This is a genomic window from Flavisolibacter ginsenosidimutans (assembly GCF_007970805.1).
Lineage (GTDB): Bacteria > Bacteroidota > Bacteroidia > Chitinophagales > Chitinophagaceae > Flavisolibacter > Flavisolibacter ginsenosidimutans.
Window position 1 is genome coordinate 2,073,020 of sequence record NZ_CP042433.1, and the last position, 18,125, is coordinate 2,091,144.

The window sequence follows — 18,125 nt, forward strand, 5'->3', positions numbered from 1 at the left end:
TTCAACTGACAACGGATTAGGGATTTATTTTTTCGTCAAAACTTTTTATGTACCCAAACTTTTTCAACACCGGCACAACGTTCGTTCCGGCAAGTTTTACCGCTACGCTTGAACCTTTTGTTTTTTCAATGCGTACACAGGTTACAATGTGTCCTTCGCCGGCCTGCTTTGGCGCAAAAAACACGTACCAGCCGTCGTTGATGCGTTCGCCTTTTAAGATGCGTTCCGGCGTACCGGTTTTGCCTGCGGCCACTAAGCCAAGTTTATCTTTTTTGCTGGCGCTTTGTTCACGCATGTATTTGGTCATCAAAGCCGCGGCCGCCGGGTCTTTTAACAACGGAATGCCTTGTTCAAGCGGCAGCGTCGAGTCGCTAATTTTCGTTACATAACGGCTGTGCATGAGTGTGCCGTTGTTGCCAATAGCCGATGCCACCCGTGCAATGGAAGCCGGCGTAGCAATCAACTCGCCCTGTCCCCAGGCCATGCCCGAAACGCCGCGGCCTCTCGTTCTTCTGATGTCGTTTGGATTGTAAGAGCGAACGCTGTTGAATTCCGTTTTGCGCCAGATGGCCTTCCATTTTTCCCACTGCGAATTATCCGTCAAATCACCGTCGTAAAAATAGCCGCCCACGCCGCGCAAAAACAACCCCGCTTTCAAATAAATATCGCCCATGTCTTCCTCTAACCGCAACTCGTTTGCCAGGCGAATAAAGAATGGGTTGTTTGATTTAACGATGCCGCGTTCGATGGTGATGGTGCCAACTTCATCGGGCTCTTCGCTCTTCACACGAATCAAATCACCGGAACGGACTTGTATGGTTTTCTTTTCCGCTGCTGCGGTTCCAAGTTTATTAAAAGCTGCCGATGCCGTAATTAATTTGGCCGTTGAACCCGGTTGTGTAGCGTAGGTAAAGCCAAGGTCTCTTGTGGTGAGAAAATAAGGCAAGCGAGCCAGTTCTGCGTTGGACAAACTCATTCGTTCCGGTTCGTTCACCGGTGCTGCGGGATACATGGCCGAGGCCAGCACATCACCGGTATTGTCTTCCATCACCACAACAGAAATACGGCTGTTCTTCAAAGTATCAAGGCTTTGCAGCGATGCTTGCAACTGCGTTTGCAAAGCCGCATCCACCGTCATCTGCACGTCGCGGTTGCGCTGCTTGAACTTTTCTACTTCGGTGCTGTTAATGCCGGCCAAAAGCAATGGTGCAAGTGCACTAAAGTCGCGTTTTGCCACGGTCATTTCAACAGCCGTTTGCGGAAGAAAACGGTTTTCGCGAAAACGCGATGCCGTCACTACAAATTTTGTTTCGGGTGCGGGAAAACCGCGCAGTTCGGCCATGTGTTCGTACTCGGCGTAATAACCGTTGGTGCTTCCCATAAACGCACCGGTGTTCATGTCCCCAACCCAAAAAAACATGCTCTCGTAAAAGGGATAATAACGGTCAAGACGCTTGTGCGAAAGGGCTTGCAATGCCGTTGGATTTAATCCTGCGGCAATGAGCGAATCCTGTTGGTGAAGAAAAGCATCAGGATTGCCCGTTGCCAACACTCTTCCCTTTCTGTCCAATAAATTTCCCGCACCGATGCGGTTCATCAAAATGGCAATGCGCGGGTTGTAACTGAACATGCGTGCCCCGCTTCTGTCCGCAACCAGCGCCGGTTGCACTACCCATTTTTTGTTGTTGAAAAGATATTGGCCCACGTTCACGCCGAGCAAGATCACACCGACAAATGCAGCAATCAACGCGGGCATGATGTTGCGGTCTTGCTGCCGCGAAATGTATTTCATCTGCACGGCAGAACCTTGCACAACCGAAGCCGATAACAAGAATCCGGCGGCCAGCATATTCGCAATTAACGACGAGCCGCCGTAACTCATAAACGGCAATGAAACACCCGACAGCGGCAAGGCACCAACAGAGCCACCCGCAATCAAAAGAAATTGCACAAACGTAGCAATGCCGATGCCCGAACAGAGATAAAAAAGAAAAGGTGTTCCGGTCTGCCGCCCAATTAATACAGCACGATGCAAGTACAAAACGAAAGCAATGAACACGCAGATGATGCCCGCCCAACCAAACTCCTCGCCCATTGAGGGAAGAATCATGTCGGTATGCGCTTCGGGAATTGTTTTGGCAAAGCCCTCGCCAATGCCTTGTCCCTGCACGCCACCGCTGCTCATGGCCCAAAGGCCGTTGGCTATCTGGTCGCCGCCAAAAACTTCGTTGTTCCAGGGGTCTTGCCAGATGGCTTTTCTGTCCACCAAACGTTGCACAGGTCCCGGAAATATTTTACCGATGTAAGGCACTTGGTCAAGCAAAAGAAAACTCGCCATCACTACCAGCAACATGATGGCGGATTCAGTCAGTTGCTTTTTGACAAAGAAAATGGCCAGCAGCAACAAGCCAACGGTAATGGTCGTTGCCAGTAAAATATTGTTGTGCGTAAGCCAGATGGAAAGAACGTACACAGCGGCCGTTCCAACGGCGTAGGCAAAATCGCCCCGTGAAAAAGAAAACAAAATGATGAAGGTGAAACAAGCCACCATCGCGGGACCCAAATCGCCCAACCACAAAAACAAACCCAACACACCGAGAATGGCAATCAACGCGAAACCAAAAAATCGCCAGCGCTTCTGCCAGCGGCCGTACTCGGAAATAAATTTTTCGTTCGTGGCAAAGAAACCCGCAAGAAAAACAACGATCAAAAACTTTACAATCTCGCTGGGCTGAAAACCGAAAAGATTCACTTTTACGCCGCTGCCTTCGGGACCTGTGCCCAACAAAATCGTGAGCATCAACAAACCCATTGCCGCAATTGCCCAGGGCCAGCCGTTGGCGGCTTTGCTGGCCTTTTTAAAAACGAACAAGCGGTACAAACCCGAATCGGTGGTAAACTTTTTTAAATTGAAAAAAAGCAAAACAAAAATGCCGAGCAAGCCACCAGCAAAATAAAACAACGTACTGCGGCCAAAGAAGCGGTCACGCAAAGGGTCTTGCAGCGAAAGCAACGTAAGAAAAGAAATGCCGGTGAGCAACATGAGCAGCGGAAGAAGCAGTTGGTCGGCCTGCGGAAAGCGAAAGGACAAAAAAAGATGCAACAAAAAAAAGCCAGCGAAGAAAACAACCGCAATGGTCCAATACCACTTCGTTACTTCTTCCGGCATGCGAACGATAAGGGCTTTTTCGCGGCGCAGGTTGTTAAAGTCGCGGGTAGAAAAGGCCTTCATCTTGTGCGGCACTTGCGTAAAAGTGAACGCAACGTTCTCGCTTAAATCCTGTACGCCTTTGGAAGAACCAAACTGGTAACCGGGTTTTAACGGAATAAGTTCATAGGCTTTGTTTGACGACAAGCCGTTAAACAAGAAGCTGCCGTTGTTCTCGGTTCGTGCATAAGCTTGCAAGGAAACAAGCTGGCGATGATTGTTCGAATCAACACGGAACGTTTTTACCAGCGTTGCCGATGAATCCACAACGGTTCTTCCTTCGTCATCCACATCTTCACTGTACAAACTGTCCTGCGGTAAAATCATTTGCAGCCGCACCAAGACGCCGGCACTAAAATTTTCACCTTCCTTTATTTTGCCGCTGATGTTGTAATTACCCAAACCAATGTTTACCGATGACGGAAGTTTTGGCGGCGCCGTTCTTTCTCTTTCAAAGCGCAGCGAATCGTTGCCGGTAAAACCAATCAGCGTTCGCGAGAGTTTTGCTCTCCGGCGAAAGGATTCGCCGCCTTTTAAATAAGCATCGTCGGTGGAAATTTCAAAGGCACGTTTGTTTAGTTCACCGATGTTGTCCATCTCCTGCGTTCCGCTAAAACCTTGCGACGCAACGGCACGAATGAGCTCAATATCGCGGGGGTCTTCAAAATAAAAACCGCGCTGCAACAGCGCCGCAAGATTTTCGGCGGGCTTCGGTGCGTTGAGGTTTATCATCGAACCTTCAGCAAGACGCTTGGGCACTTCATCGAAATACTTTTTTTTGAGCATGTCGAACAAGTGCGCAAAAAGAAATAGCATCACCGCGCCGATGGCAAAAAGAAAAACCCGTTCAATGTTTCTGCTTCGGATAAACGACATGGAGGATTATTTGGGTAACGAATCTTTTTTGAATGCAGCGGTATCTTTTTTAAGAATGACCGTATCGCGAAGAATGCCGGTTAACGGTTGGCTTAACGGCAATTGAAACTGGCGATTGATGGTTGCGTCACAATTCTCAAAGCGAACGTTTTTCAATTGCACGCCCTTGCCTTTTGCAACAATGGCCGTATGAAAACCTTTAAAGGTTATGTTCTCCAGCAACAAGTATTTGTTGTTGGATGAAACAACAAAGGCTGGTCCGCGATAAGCAGAGTCACTTTGCAAAACCAAACCGTTGCCGTTGATGTGCAGTGAATCCTGCCGAGCGAAGACCGTGTCGCTAACGATGATGTTCTTGTGCAGCGAGTCAGCATAAACAAAGGTTTGCGATGCAAGGCCCAGGCTATCGCCAAAACGTTTTTCTTCCGCGTTGCGAACGGGTTGCAAAACAGGTTTAGGTAGCGAAGCCTGCAAGTCTTTGTTCTTTGTCCAGAACCAGAAACAGGCAAGCGCAAGAAGCAACAACAGAAGGCCAAACAGCCAAAGCGGAAGATTATTTTTTTTGGCTTTTGTTACCGGCTTTGCCTCTTCTCTTGTTTCCGCAAGAATTGTTGTTGGCTTTTCATCCTTGACGGCGGCGTTTTTTTTTACGAGTACAGGCTTTGTTGCTTTTTGCTTCTGAGGCTTTTTATCGTTCTTCACCAGCACCACCGTAATGTTGTCTTTCCCTCCCGCGCCGTTGGCCGCATCAATTAAAGCCTTGCCTTTTTGTGCAAGCGTTGCTGATGAAAGAAGAACATCCGACATTGCTTTGTTGTTCACCAAATCGGTTAAGCCGTCGCTGCAAAGCAGCAGCAGATCGCCGGGCAAAAACGGCGATTGCCCCGTTTCAATGTAATCGTCTTTCAAATCCATTTGCGCATCAAAGCCAAGCGCTTTGTTTATTTCGTTGCGTTTTGGATGCGTCATTGCTTCTTCTTCCGAAAGCCGTCCGCTGTCTTCCAAAAAGCCTACGAAAGATTGATCTTTTGTGACCTTCACCAACGAGTGGTCGCGCAAAAGATAGAGCCGCGTATCGCCAACGTGTGCGTAAAAAAATTGGTTGCTTTCCACGTCAGCCAGCACTACCGTCAACACGCAAGCCATCTGGCTGTTGCCCTTACCCTCTTGTTTTTCTCGGTAGATGTTTTGGTTGGCCTGAAGCAAAGCCTCGCGAAGAATTTGCAGCACGTCGCCGTTGGCCGCCTGCATCTTTTGCAGAAGCGTGTCTCTGGCAATGGCCGCCGCCACTTCGCCGCCGTCATAACCGCCCACACCGTCAATTACGCAAGCCAGTATCCAACCGGTTGGCAATTTTTCGGCGATGAAAGCATCTTCGTTGTTGTCGCGGAGCTTGCCCACGTCGCTAAGCCCAAAATAATTTTCAGCCATTCTTGCGGTGGGTGTTTTTGATTTCTGCAAAATGCGTAACGAGAAGGAAAACACAAATGCCGAGAAGAACCAACGAAATAACTGCGCTCATGGTTAAGGTTTAAAAATGTTAACGCCTACGATCCCGTTTAATAAGATGCGTGAGTTAAAGGGCAACTCGGTCCATTGCGGATTTGCTTCATCGCTGCGCGACACTTCTTTTTCGTTCAACACCGTTTTCTCTCCAAACGATGCGAGGTAAAATTTATTTTCATCGCGGTTGAAACGAATGCGCAAGTGCGGTGTGTTCACCCAATCGGAAGGAATGCGAAAAAAATTGGCGAGGTCGTTTGTCTCTTCTTTTCCCGACACCACAATTTCATCGGCCTGCATGAAGTATTCAATCTTTTTGCCGGCAAATTCTTTGTCGGGCACAATGGTTTCAAAACGGGCAAGTGCATTGCGCACTGGTGTTTGCGTTGGCGCAGCCGCACCTGGCGTTGTTTTAATCTGGCGTTCGTCAAAAACCAGGTCTTCGCGGTAAGGCACTTCATAATAACCGTCGCTGTAAAAATGAAAATCTTTTAAGATGTCGGGATTGATGTCGAAGGTTTGCGCAATGCCTGTTTGCCGCGGAATAAAGGTGACGCGAAGATTTTCCGCTGTTTGTGCCGACGGTGCGCTGTCAGGCAAAAGCTTGCCGATAAAACTGATGTCGCCGCGGGAATATTCCGGTGCGGAAACAAAGCGAAAAATCCAACGGCTTGCGGACGGTTCTACGGTTTTGCCGAGGCCGCGGTATTCTTTCAACAAATTGTACATCTGTTTCAGCGATTCGTGCACGATGATGCCGAAGATGCCCTTCTTGTTTTCCATAAAGAGCTTGTAGTCTTCAGGATTCAGGCAAATGATGTACTCGTGGTAAAAAACAATGCGGTCGGCAAAAGACAACTCGCTGATGGAGGTTTTAAATTTTTCAATGATGTAGCGATAAACATCATTGGGCGTAAGCCCGGACGGCGTTGCATCTATTTGCTCGGCTTCTTTTTTCAAAAAAAAATCGTGCAGGCCGATGCGTTGCCAGAAAGATTGCTTTGACTTCATTTGGTAAGTTAGTGGCATAAAAGTAAGGCTTCCCTAAATGCAATTTCGATAGCGAAAATTGTGTGAGAGTTTCTTAAAATTTTATGCCGGAGTTTTTTTGGAAGGGTCCTGGTGCGTATTGAAGATGCGGAAAATTACAATGGTGTTTTGCTGTACTTCAAATACGATAACAAAGGGGAACCGTTTATTGCACCTTGTCGCAAGGGTTTATTAAGGTAAGCGTATGCTTCAGGATTAATTTTCAAACCGGAGATTAGGGTTTCCAATTCTTGCAAAAAGCTGTCACCTAACCCAAACATTATTTCTTCATCATACTCGTAAGCAGCATCAGCATCATCTTTGGCCGTCTGCCTGAAATCAATCTGATACGTGCTTCTTGCGTTTGCTCAAAATTTCGGCTTTGACTTCGTCCCAACTGCCATTCTTTTTGTTCATCGTTCATTTTACTCATGTATTGGATAATTTCTGTTTCTTTCGTCAGTTTTTCCATAATTGCCGCTTTCTGTAAAAAAACAATCGCTTGCAAGTTTAATGCAGACCGCCCCGCTCCCGTGGCGTAAAAATTGAAACCCTTGACCACAACCACAAAACCGAACGAGCTACATGAAGATGACGCAATTCCCGGGTTCGCCTTTTCCACTGGGTGCATATTGGGACGGCTACGGCGTAAACTTCGCGCTATACAGCGAGAACGCAACGGCCATCGAGCTTTGCCTTTTTTCGGCCGGCGATCCAAGCGTAGAAGTCCGCATTCGCATAAAAGAAAGAGACAATTCCATTTGGCACGTTTACCTGCCGGAAATCGCTCCCGGCCAATTGTACGGCTACCGCGTTTACGGCCCCTACGAGCCGCAGAACGGCCATCGCTTTAATCCCAACAAATTATTGATTGATCCCTACGCAAAAGCCATCTCGGGTACCATCAACTGGAACGATGCGCTTTTTGGGTACGAAGTTGGACACCCCGACGAAGACCTCAGCTTTGATGACCGCGACAGTGCGCCTTTCATGCCCAAATCGGTGGTGATTGATTCGCGATTTGATTGGGAAGGCGACAAACTGCCGCGCATTCCTTATCACCGCACCATCATTTACGAAGCGCATGTAAAAGGCCTGACAAAATTGCTTCCGGCCATACCGGAAGAATTGCGCGGCACCTACGCCGCCATCGGTCATCCGGCTACGCTTCAATATCTAAAAGAACTCGGCATTACGGCGCTTGAACTCATGCCCGTGCATCATTTTGTGCACGATAAATTTTTAGCCGATAAAGATCTGGCCAATTACTGGGGCTATAATACCATTGGTTTTTTTGCGCCGGACATTCGTTACGCAAGTTCAACCGATCACGGTGCGCAGGTAACGGAATTCAAGAAGATGGTAAAAGAACTGCACAAAGCCGGCATTGAAGTAATTCTGGACGTGGTGTACAATCACACAGCCGAAGGCAACCAGCTTGGCCCCACGCTTTCCTTTCGCGGCATTGACAACGTGAGCAATTACCGTCTTACCGAAGACAAGCGCTATTATATGGATTATACCGGTACGGGCAATACGCTGAACGCAAAAATGCCCAACACCATGCGCATGATCATGGACAGTTTGCGGTACTGGATTTTAGAAATGCACATTGATGGTTTTCGTTTTGATTTAGCGGCTTCGCTGGCAAGAGAACTGCACGCCGTGGACCGCCTCGGCTCCTTCTTTCAAATCATTCATCAAGACCCCATCATCTCGCAAGTAAAACTGATTGCGGAACCTTGGGACGTTGGCGAAGGCGGTTATCAGGTGGGCAACTTCCCGCCGGGTTGGGCCGAGTGGAACGGCAAATACCGCGACTGCATGAGAGATTACTGGCGGGGCGCGGACAGCATGTTGGGCGAGTTTGCACTTCGCTTTACCGGCAGCCCCGATTTGTACGAAGAAGATTACCGCAGCCCAACAGCCAGTGTGAATTTCATTACCGCTCACGATGGATTTACGTTGCACGACCTGGTTTCGTACAACGAAAAACACAACGAAGCAAACGGCGAGAACAACAACGACGGCGAGAACCACAACCGCAGTTGGAACTGCGGCGCCGAAGGCGAAACGGACGACGCAGAAATCATTGCCTTGCGAAAAAAACAAACACGAAATTTTTTAACCACTTTGTTTTTTTCGCAAGGTGTGCCCATGCTGGTGGCCGGCGACGAATTGGGACGAACGCAAGACGGCAACAACAATGCTTATTGCCAGGACAATGAAATCTCCTGGATCAATTGGGAAGAGGCCGATACGGAATTGCTCACATTCACCAAAAAGCTCATTCACTTCTGCAAGCGGCACCCTGTGTTTAATCGCCGGCGATGGTTTAAAGGCCAGCCGGTGAAAGGAATCGGGCTTGAAGACATTGCCTGGTTTAAACCCGACGGCACGGAAATGACGGAAGAAAACTGGAACCAGGATTTTGCAAAGTCGCTCGGCGTGTTTTTAAACGGCAAAGGCATTCATTCAATGGGCTCAAAAGGCGAAGTCATCGTGGACGATAATTTTTACGTCATCTTCAACGCTTACCACGAAGCCTTGCCGTTTAAATTACCGCCGCAGAAGTTTGGCCGCAAGTGGGTAAAAGTATTGGACACGGCATTGAATTATTTAGAAGAAAGCGGCGAGAATTTCAAAGCCGCGCAAAGCATAAACGTTGATGGACGTTCTGTGGTGCTGCTGAAACAGCCAACGCATTGAGCCAATAAACAATGAGCAATAGTCAATCAGCAACAAGCGGAGAAATAGAGCATAAACACATGAACGGGTGAACAAGTAAACAAGTGAACAATCAGATTATGCAACCGATAGATGTTTTGAAGCGGACGATTGGTGTAAATTTTTCGGAAGAAGGCACGGTGACAGTAAAGGTTTGGTCGCCGCAGGCAGAAACAGTACAGCTAGAAGTTAAGGTTAAAGATCAAGTCGAGACGATATCGTTAACAAAAGAGCGTTACGGTTATTGGTCGGCAACAAGCAATAAAATAACAAACGGCAGCCGTTATAAAATTAAAATAGACGATAAGCAATCTTTCCCCGATCCGGCTTCGCTTTCGCAACCCAACGGCGTACACGGTGATTCGGAAGCAATTAACCTGGCTGCGTTTCAATGGCGCGAAACCGCGTGGAATAACATTCCACTGGAAGACTACATCATTTATGAATTGCACACCGGAACGTTCACCCCTGAAGGAACGTTTGCGGCAATTGAAAACAGACTCGATTATTTAAAAGAACTCGGCATCACCGCCGTTGAACTCATGCCCGTGGCACAATTTCCCGGCAACAGGAACTGGGGCTACGACGGCGTGTTTCCCTTTGCCGTACAAAACAGTTACGGCGGCGCAAAAGATTTGCAACGTTTGGTGGACGCATGTCATCAAAAAGGTCTCGCCGTAGTTCTCGACGTCGTTTATAATCACCTTGGACCCGAGGGAAATTATCTGGGAGAATTTGGTTCTTATTTCACCAGCAAATACAACACGCCCTGGGGCAACGCGGTAAACTTTGACGACGCCTGGTGCGATGGCGTGCGCCATTATTTCATAGAAAATGCTTTGATGTGGCTGCGTGATTTCCGCATTGATGCATTGCGGCTCGACGCCGTTCATGCCATCAAAGATTTCAGTCCCGTTCACATTCTGAAAGAAATAAAATTGCACGTGGATGAACTGATGCGTGTCACCGCACGCAAACATTACCTGATCGTAGAATTGGACCTGAACGACACAAAATTCATTCAGCCAGTCAACCAATGCGGTTACGGCATGAATGCGCAATGGATTGATGAATTTCACCACGCCTTGCGGGTAACAACCGGCAACGAAAAAACCGGTTACTACTCCGACTTCAGTGGAATTGAACATTTGGCCAAAGCTTATAAAGACGCTTACGTTTACGACGGGCAATGGTCGCCGCACCGCCACAAATTTTTTGGTGTAAAAGCAGACGAGGCCGAAGGCAAACAGTTCATTGTTTTTTCGCAAAACCACGACCAGGTTGGCAACCGCATGTTGGGCGAACGCACGAGTGAACTCGTAAGTTTTGAGATGCAAAAAGCAATGGCGGCAGCGGTTGTTCTTAGCCCTTACATACCACTGTTGTTCATGGGCGAAGAATGGCGCGAACCACACCCTTTTCAATACTTTATTTCACACACCGATGAGGCGCTTTGTGCAGCGGTGCGGAAAGGACGCAAAGAAGAATTTGCCGCTTTTCATCTTGAAGGCGAAGCACCCGATCCGGTTGCAGTAGAAACTTTCGACAACTCAAAGTTGCAATGGCATTTAATTGAAGAAGACAAACACAAGCAAATGCTGTCGTATTACAAAATGCTTTTGTCACTACGCAAAAGCCATCCGGTGCTCAAAAATCTTAACCGAAAAAATTTATCCGTTAACCCTCTTGTTGAAAGCAACGCTCTAATCTTGCTGCGCTGGCAAGAAAGCCATTATGTTTTATGCTTGATGAATTTCTCAAATGAAGAAAGGCAAATCAAATTGATGAAGGCTTCGGAATGGAACATTGCGTTGGATTCTGCGTCGCGTCAATGGGGCGGCAGCGGCGAATCAACGATTGAAGAAAACAGTGTTGTTCTTCGGCCCGAGTCCACCTTGATTCTAACCAACAAATAATTCGAAGCAACGAAAAGATGATCCGATCGTTTGATAGCCACGCAAGTCGCCCCGCAACAAAGCAAAAACCTTTGCTCCCGGACAATACCGGCTTGGTGAATGATGCTCCGGCCCGAAGGATTGCCGGTTTTACAGCACGATTACAAGAAGCTTTTCTCCAGCCCGAAGGGTCGCAATTCTCGTTACGCAACGAAACCAATTACTGATTATTAATTACTGATCACTCATTACAAATCATGTTCAATCCTCTTTCTACATACCGCATCCAATTTCACAAAAACTTCACCTTTGCACACCTCGAAAAGCGAATTCCTTACTTGCAGCAATTGGGCGTTGGAACTGTTTATGCTTCACCCGTTTTTGAAGCTCTTCCTGGCAGTGTGCACGGTTACGACATCGTCAATCCTTTGCGCATCAATCCCGAAATTGGAACCGAAGAAGAACTGCGGCAGCTTCGAAAAAAGTTAAACGATGCCGGCATCAACTGGCTGCAAGACATCGTGCCCAATCATGCCGCCTATCATTCCAAAAACAAATGGTTGATGGACGTGTTGGAGAAAGGCCAGCAATCGGTGTATGCGCCTTTTTTTGACACGGTTATGAACAGCCGCTTGTTCAGCGGAAAACTGATGGTGCCTTTCCTCGGAAGTACGCTGGAAGAAGTCATCAGCAACGGTGAGTTGCGCCTTGCTTTTGAAGAAGGAAGGTTCGTTTTTAAACATTACGACAACCATTATCCTTTGAAGCCCGGTTCTTACCCTTTTATATTGCAAACTGCGGAGGGAAACGATGCCATCAATTCTTTGTTGGTGCAAATTGACAACGTACACAAACTTGAAGACAGCAATTCTTTACACAAAGGCTGGGACGAGTTGCTGCTTCAACTGCATTCGCTGATGCGAAATGAAACAGTGAAGGCCGCCGTTCAACAAGCGATTGACAACATAAATAATGACAAAGAAAAAATACGGCAGCTTGCAAACGAACAGCATTATCGTTTTTGCCACTGGCAGGAAACGGACAGCCGCATTAATTACCGCCGCTTCTTTACAGTAAACGGATTGATTTGTTTGAACATTCAGGACGAAAACGTTTTTGAAAAACATCACTCGCTTGTAAAGAAACTGGCGAACGAAAACATCTTTCAAGGCTTGCGTGTAGACCATGTTGACGGCCTGTACAATCCAACCGAATACCTTCAACGCTTGCGGCAGTTGAGCGGCCAGGAAAGCTGCATTGTTGTAGAAAAAATTTTAGAGGCGGGTGAAGACATGCCAACCGACTGGCCCGTTCAGGGCAATACGGGCTATGATTTTCTCTCGGCGGTGAACAACCTTTTCACCAACAAAGATGCAGAGCCGCCATTCACAGAATTTTACGAAGGCCTTACCGATGATTACCGCAGTCTTCACCAGCAACTCCACGACAAAAAGACCCACATTCTTTACGAACACATGGGCGGCGAACTTGAAAATCTTTACCGCTATTTTTTGCAGTTGAACATTGCCGATAAAAAATTCCTGGCCCGCATTCCGCCCGACGACATGAAGTCTGCCATCGGCGAATTTTTGATCCAATGTCCGGTGTACCGTTGTTACGGAAATTTTTTTCCGTTGAACGGCAACGAAGAAAAAGCCGTGCGGAATATTTTGCAAGGTTTGAGAAGAAGCGGTGAATCAAAGGAAGCAGTTACAGTATTGGAAAATGTTTTTTTGCATCGTCCGCACGAAGGCAAGGTTGAGGTAAACGAAAACATCGCGAAGTTTTACCAACGGTGCATGCAATTTACCGGGCCGTTGATGGCGAAAGGCGTTGAAGATACCCTGATGTACACGTACAATCGCTTCATCGGTCACAACGAAGTGGGCGATTCTCCCGATGCCTTTGGCGATACGGTGGAAGAATTTCACCGCAAGATGCAAGACCGTCAGCAACGCTGGCCCTTGTCGCTGAACGCAACGGCAACACACGACACCAAACGCGGCGAAGACAGCCGTGCACGATTAAACGTGCTTACCGATTTGCACGAAGAATGGTTAAGCCTTGCCGCGGAATGGAAGGAAATAAATAAAGGCTTGAAACGGGCCGGGGCGCCGGATGCCAACGATGAGTATCTCGTTTATCAGGTGCTTGTTGGAAATTACCCCATGCCCGGAGAAAACGAAGATGATTTTGCAAATCGGCTGCAAGACTATTTACAAAAAGCGTTGCGTGAAGCAAAGACGCATTCGAATTGGACGACGCCAAATGAGGAATACGAAAACGCCACAAAAAATTTTGCGGTAGCGCTTCTTGACAAAGGCAAACCTTTCTGGAAAAGCTTTACTCAATTTCAACAAAAGATTGTTGATCACGGCATCATTAATTCGCTTTCGCAAGTGTTGCTCAAATTCACTTGTCCCGGTGTACCCGATGTTTACCAGGGCTGCGAGTTCTGGGATTTCAGTTTCGTTGACCCCGACAACCGCAGGGCCGTTGACTACCAAAAGCGCATCGAAGCCCTGCAAAGTTTTGCCGGTAAAACCGACAAAGAACTCTTGCCTTATTTAGTGGAGAACCGTTACGGAGCGCAGGCAAAATTGTGGCTCCTGCAGCAGGTTCTGCACTTGCGCAAACGCCATCCGGATGTGTTTACCGAAGGCGAATACGTTCCGCTGCAGGTGGAAGGAAAATACAGGCAACAAGTTTTGGCTTTTGCCCGGCGGCACAAAGGAAGTGTTTACGCGGTGGCCGTTCCGCTGCATACCGCCGCCTTGAGCAAAGAACAGGGCAAAGATTTTTTTTCGCTGGATTGGGCCGATACAAAAATTCATCTGCCCGCGGAAATACAGGGTCGTGTTGAAAACATTTTTACGCGAAAAAAAACAGCCAAAAGCAAAGGCCTTTTGGCGAAAGAACTTTTTCAGCACCTGCCTTTTGCTCTTTTAAAAGCAAGGCTGGCAACCAACGAAAGAGGCGCCGGCGTGCTGGTGCACATTAGCTCTTTGCCATCGCTCTTCGGCGTTGGCGACATGGGACCGGAGGCAAAAGTCTTTGCTGATTTTCTTTATCACGCCGGACAGAAATACTGGCAGTTGTTGCCGCTCAATCCCACCGAAGCAGGCCAGGGACATTCGCCGTACAGCGCCTTGTCAAGCAAAGCCGGTTATCCTTTGCTCATCTCTCCGGAAGCCCTGGTGAAAGACGCTTTGCTGAGCGCCGACGAGTTGCAGCATTATTACCTGCCGCAAGAAAGCAAGGTGAATTACTCTGAATCCGAACGAGTGAAAAACGAATTGCTTGAAAAAGCCTTCGCGTCTTTTGTTCGGCAAAGGCCATCGCCGCTTCACGAAGCCTTTAAAAAATTCAACGCAAAAGAAAAGCACTGGCTGGATGATTTTGCGCTGTTCATGCTGCTCAAAAAACTGCACAACGGAAAGCCCTGGTTTGAATGGCCCGAAGAGTACAAGAAACGCGACGTTGCGGCGTTAAAAAAGTTGGCCGTTGCACACAAAAGAGAAGTGCGAAAAATAAAATGGCTGCAATTCATTTTTACCAAACAGTGGCGGGAATTGAAAGATTACTGCAACGGCCGCAACGTTCAACTCATCGGCGACATACCCTTTTACATTTCGTATGATTCGGCTGATGTGTGGGCACATACCGAAATTTTTGCAGTTGACGAAGAAGGGCAACGCACAGGCATTGCAGGCGTGCCGCCGGATGCCTTCAGCGCTGATGGACAATTGTGGGGAATGCCCGTGTTTAAATGGGATGTGCTAAAAGAAACCGGTTATGCCTGGTGGATTGAACGACTGAAAAAGAACATCGAATTGTTTGATCTCGTTCGCCTCGATCACTTTCGTGCGTTTGCGGGTTATTGGGATGTGCCTGCGGGCGAACAAACGGCTCGTAATGGACAATGGAAGTCAGGACCGGGTGCGGACTTTTTCAACGCGATTGAAAACGCTTTGGGTCAATTGCCGTTCGTTGCCGAAGACCTGGGCGACATCACTGAAGACGTGTTGCATCTGCGCGATGAATTTCGTTTGCCGGGCATGAAGGTCCTGCAATTTGCCTTCGGCGAAGACATGCCGCAAAGCGATTACATTCCGCACAACTACGACAAAAACTTTTTGGTTTACTCCGGCACGCATGACAACAATACGACAGTTGGTTGGTACCGCACCGAAGCAGGCGAAGACGTTAAGCGAAGAATCAATCACTACCACGGGTGCGAAGTGAACGAACAGAATGTTAGCGAAGTATTTGCCCGAATGGCTTACGGCTCGGTGGCGCAGATTGCAATTCTGCCGGTGCAGGATGTATTGGGATTGGACGAAAGCGCAAGAATGAACACGCCGTCATCGGGTGAAAACAACTGGGTCTGGCGATTGACACCGGGACAAGTGAATGCCGCTACGGAAAGACAGTTGCTTGAATGGACGAAGATGTACAACAGGCTGTGAGAAACGCAAAGTTAACCCAGCCTAAAGGTCAGGATTAGCAGTTAGAAACACAATCATGCGGCAACGTATCAATCTATCAGCCTGCAGGAGTTGCTGAAAAATTGTGCAAAGAAGAAAAACAATTTAAGCTGCTGATGAACAGTGTTTCGTTGCCGAAAGGCTGCGGGATAGAAGTGGAAAGCCTTTTGCCCTGCGCTTGCCGAAGGGTGTTGCGCGGGCAAAAGCTTGCAGCGAATAGCCCGAACCGGCGTTGATGATTATTCCGTAGCCCAAAGCCCAAACCTTGTCACTTTGAGCTTGCCGAAAAGTTCTGCACATTACCGCCTTTGATTTTTCCACATTCGCTAAAAATTTTAGGAAGAGCCGTTAATTTGTAAAAAAAATTGCGGCTATGCCTACGAACATAAAATGCCCACGTTGTTCAAACGAATTTGATGTGGAAGAAGTACTGTCGAGTGATGTGGAACAAAAGATTAAACTTCAGTACGATCAAAAATTGCAACAATCACTTTTACAGCTTGACGGCGAACGAAAAAAATTAGCGGAGCAGGAAGCGGCTTTTGAAGAAAAGCGCAAACAAACCAACGAGCTTTTTCAGCAAAAACTGCAGCAGGAAAAACAAAAATTAGAAGCGCAGGCAAAGGCCGACGGCCAAAAACTGGAAGCCGAGCTGCAATTGCAGATTCGCAAATCCATTGCGCAGGATTACGAAAACCAGTTGCGCATTTTGAAAGAAAGCGACCGCGAAAAAGAAGAAAAGCTTCGCACGGCGCAACAAAAAGAACTGGACTTCATGCGCAAAGAAAAAGAATTGCAAACCCGGGAGAGCGAACTGGAATTACAATTGCAAAAAAAATTAATGCAGGAGAAAAGCAACCTGCTCGACCAGTTGCGCAAAGAGGAAGAACAACGCTTTACCCTGCGCGAAGAGGAGCATTTGTTCAAGATGAAGGATCTGCAAATGCAACTGGAAGACCAAAAGAAACTGATCGAAGAAATGAAGCGCAAAGCCGAACAAGGCTCAATGCAGCGGCAGGGCGAAGTGCAGGAACTGTTGTTGGAAGAACTGCTGAAAGATCATTTTCCCTTTGATGTGGTGGGCGAAGTGGGCAAGGGCGTTGAAGGCGCCGATTGCATTCAAACCGTGCGCAATCATTTGGGACAGGATTGCGGCAAAATCATTTTTGAAAGCAAGCGTACCAAAACCTTTCAGCAGCCGTGGGTGGAAAAATTAAAAACAGACATGCGCAACAAGAATGCAGACGTTGCCATTATCGTTACGCAGGCTTACCCAAAGGATTTTAAATGCTTTGGTGAAATGGACGGTGTGTGGATTTGTTCATTCGGCGAAGTGGTGGCACTCACCAACGCCATGCGGCACACCATCATTCGCATTGCGGAAACAAAACGCGGCGAAGAAAACAAAGGCGAGAAGATGCAGTTGCTGTACGATTATTTAACCGGCAATGAATTTCGCCAGCAGATGGAAACCATCGTGGAAGGCTTTCTTTCCATGAAAACTTCCATTGACAAGGAACGCATTCAAATGGAAAAGCTTTGGAAGGAGCGAGAAAAGCAATTACAAAAAGTGTTGTTGAGCACATCCGGAATGTACGGTTCCATTAAAGGAATTGCGGGAGCAAGTGTGGGAAACATTCCGTTGTTGGAAGACGGCGAAGAGCAAGCTTTACTTGTGTAAATCCTGCGCAATCCAAGCGAGACAAATGCCGTCGAAAAGTTTGTAATGCGCTTGCAGCGGGTAAACAGCCTCGCCCACAAAAGCACCTTCAATCATACCTTCAGGCTGCAGCCCAAACGGTTGCAGCCTTATCATTTCGCTAAAGTCAACAGCCCCGTAACTCCACCATTTAAAAACCGCTTCTTTGGCCGACCAAAGCAAGGTTAATTGGTTGAGCAGTTGAGCGGTTGATTGGTTGATAGCCTCGCTTTCTGTTCGCCGGTTACCAATTGCCGATTGCCAATTCAACTCCTCTTCGTGCAAAAACTTGTGTTTGATTTTCTCTACTTTAACCGTGGGCACTTCAATGTCCACACCTACCCTTTTGGCCTTGCTGACGATGGCCGCCGCGTAATTGCTGCAATGCGAAATGGAAAAATGGTAAGCCTCGTCCTCAAGATAAGGTTTGCGTGTATCCGCAATTTTAATGAGGTTGATAGGAAAGTCGGGAAAGAGATATTGCAGCAGGTAGCGGCCCGCTAAATGTTGCAGGCGCTTGTGTGGGTGCGTGATGGCACGATGCAAGGGAACGTATTGCAAAAAGAACCGTTCGTCCTCGACAATCTTCCACACCGCAAGCCGCGTGTGTTCATCAATCTCGTGCTGAAAAAAAATGGGCATCGTTTCGGTTTCCCGGTTTATTTTGCTGACGTCAAATATCAAATTTCAAACAGCAAATC

10 protein-coding genes are annotated in these 18,125 nt (G+C 47.7%); 4 read left to right on the plus strand and 6 right to left on the minus strand.

Going from position 1 to position 18,125, the window contains the following annotated elements; all coding sequences use genetic code 11:
• Positions 1-16: 16 nt before the first annotated feature.
• From FSB75_RS08480 to FSB75_RS22455, 4 genes are all read right to left on the minus strand, one after another.
• Complete coding sequence (locus tag FSB75_RS08480) at positions 17-4,084, minus strand: FtsW/RodA/SpoVE family cell cycle protein (RefSeq protein ID WP_146785590.1); 4,068 nt, start codon at positions 4,082-4,084, stop codon at positions 17-19.
• 6 nt (positions 4,085-4,090) lie between these two features.
• Positions 4,091-5,515: a PP2C family protein-serine/threonine phosphatase gene (locus FSB75_RS08485; protein WP_146785593.1), complete on the minus strand. Its 1,425-nt coding sequence runs from the start codon at positions 5,513-5,515 to the stop codon at positions 4,091-4,093.
• A 93-nt stretch (positions 5,516-5,608) separates the two neighbouring features.
• Positions 5,609-6,598 carry an FHA domain-containing protein gene (locus FSB75_RS08490; RefSeq protein WP_146785595.1) on the minus strand — a complete coding sequence of 330 codons (990 nt, stop codon included), beginning with the start codon at positions 6,596-6,598 and terminating at the stop codon, positions 5,609-5,611.
• A gap of 298 nt (positions 6,599-6,896) precedes the next feature.
• On the minus strand, positions 6,897-7,238 hold the full coding sequence (locus FSB75_RS22455; RefSeq protein ID WP_172623097.1) for a hypothetical protein: 342 nt from the start codon (positions 7,236-7,238) through the stop codon (positions 6,897-6,899).
• Here FSB75_RS22455 and glgX point away from each other — a divergent pair.
• From glgX to treY, 3 genes are all read left to right on the plus strand, one after another.
• Positions 7,202-9,325, plus strand: a complete 2,124-nt coding sequence (gene glgX / locus FSB75_RS08500; RefSeq protein WP_146785600.1) for a glycogen debranching protein GlgX — start codon at positions 7,202-7,204, stop codon at positions 9,323-9,325. The two genes, FSB75_RS22455 and glgX, sit on opposite strands and share 37 nt — an antisense overlap.
• Positions 9,326-9,423: 98 nt before the next feature.
• Positions 9,424-11,259: a malto-oligosyltrehalose trehalohydrolase gene (gene treZ, locus FSB75_RS08505; protein ID WP_146785604.1), complete on the plus strand. Its 1,836-nt coding sequence runs from the start codon at positions 9,424-9,426 to the stop codon at positions 11,257-11,259.
• Positions 11,260-11,495: 236 nt separating this feature from the next.
• Positions 11,496-15,707, plus strand: a complete 4,212-nt coding sequence (gene treY, locus FSB75_RS08510; RefSeq protein WP_146785607.1) for a malto-oligosyltrehalose synthase — start codon at positions 11,496-11,498, stop codon at positions 15,705-15,707.
• Positions 15,708-15,830: 123 nt separating this feature from the next.
• Here treY and FSB75_RS08515 read toward each other — a convergent pair whose 3' ends face one another.
• Positions 15,831-16,025: a hypothetical protein gene (locus FSB75_RS08515; RefSeq protein ID WP_146785610.1), complete on the minus strand. Its 195-nt coding sequence runs from the start codon at positions 16,023-16,025 to the stop codon at positions 15,831-15,833.
• A 73-nt stretch (positions 16,026-16,098) separates the two neighbouring features.
• Here FSB75_RS08515 and FSB75_RS08520 point away from each other — a divergent pair, with 73 nt between their 5' ends.
• Complete coding sequence (locus tag FSB75_RS08520) at positions 16,099-17,406, plus strand: DUF2130 domain-containing protein (RefSeq protein ID WP_146785613.1); 1,308 nt, start codon at positions 16,099-16,101, stop codon at positions 17,404-17,406.
• Here the strand turns inward: FSB75_RS08520 and FSB75_RS08525 are convergent.
• The gene (locus FSB75_RS08525; protein ID WP_146785616.1) at positions 17,395-18,066 is read right to left on the minus strand and encodes a 4'-phosphopantetheinyl transferase family protein; all 672 of its coding nucleotides are present in this window, start codon (positions 18,064-18,066) and stop codon (positions 17,395-17,397) included. The two genes, FSB75_RS08520 and FSB75_RS08525, sit on opposite strands and share 12 nt — an antisense overlap.
• Between the last annotated feature and the right edge of the window lie 59 nt (positions 18,067-18,125).

Bases quoted from the DNA above. Each gene is read 5' to 3' on its own strand.
- FSB75_RS08480 (WP_146785590.1), bottom strand. From the start codon at position 4,084: ATGTCGTTTATCCGAAGCAGAAACATTGAACGGGTTTTTCTTTTTGCC.
- FSB75_RS08485 (WP_146785593.1), bottom strand. From the start codon at position 5,515: ATGGCTGAAAATTATTTTGGGCTTAGCGACGTGGGCAAGCTCCGCGAC.
- FSB75_RS08490 (WP_146785595.1), bottom strand. From the start codon at position 6,598: ATGAAGTCAAAGCAATCTTTCTGGCAACGCATCGGCCTGCACGATTTT.
- glgX (WP_146785600.1), top strand. From the start codon at position 7,202: ATGAAGATGACGCAATTCCCGGGTTCGCCTTTTCCACTGGGTGCATAT.
- treZ (WP_146785604.1), top strand. From the start codon at position 9,424: ATGCAACCGATAGATGTTTTGAAGCGGACGATTGGTGTAAATTTTTCG.
- treY (WP_146785607.1), top strand. From the start codon at position 11,496: ATGTTCAATCCTCTTTCTACATACCGCATCCAATTTCACAAAAACTTC.
- FSB75_RS08515 (WP_146785610.1), bottom strand. From the start codon at position 16,025: ATGTGCAGAACTTTTCGGCAAGCTCAAAGTGACAAGGTTTGGGCTTTG.
- FSB75_RS08520 (WP_146785613.1), top strand. From the start codon at position 16,099: ATGCCTACGAACATAAAATGCCCACGTTGTTCAAACGAATTTGATGTG.
- FSB75_RS08525 (WP_146785616.1), bottom strand. From the start codon at position 18,066: ATGCCCATTTTTTTTCAGCACGAGATTGATGAACACACGCGGCTTGCG.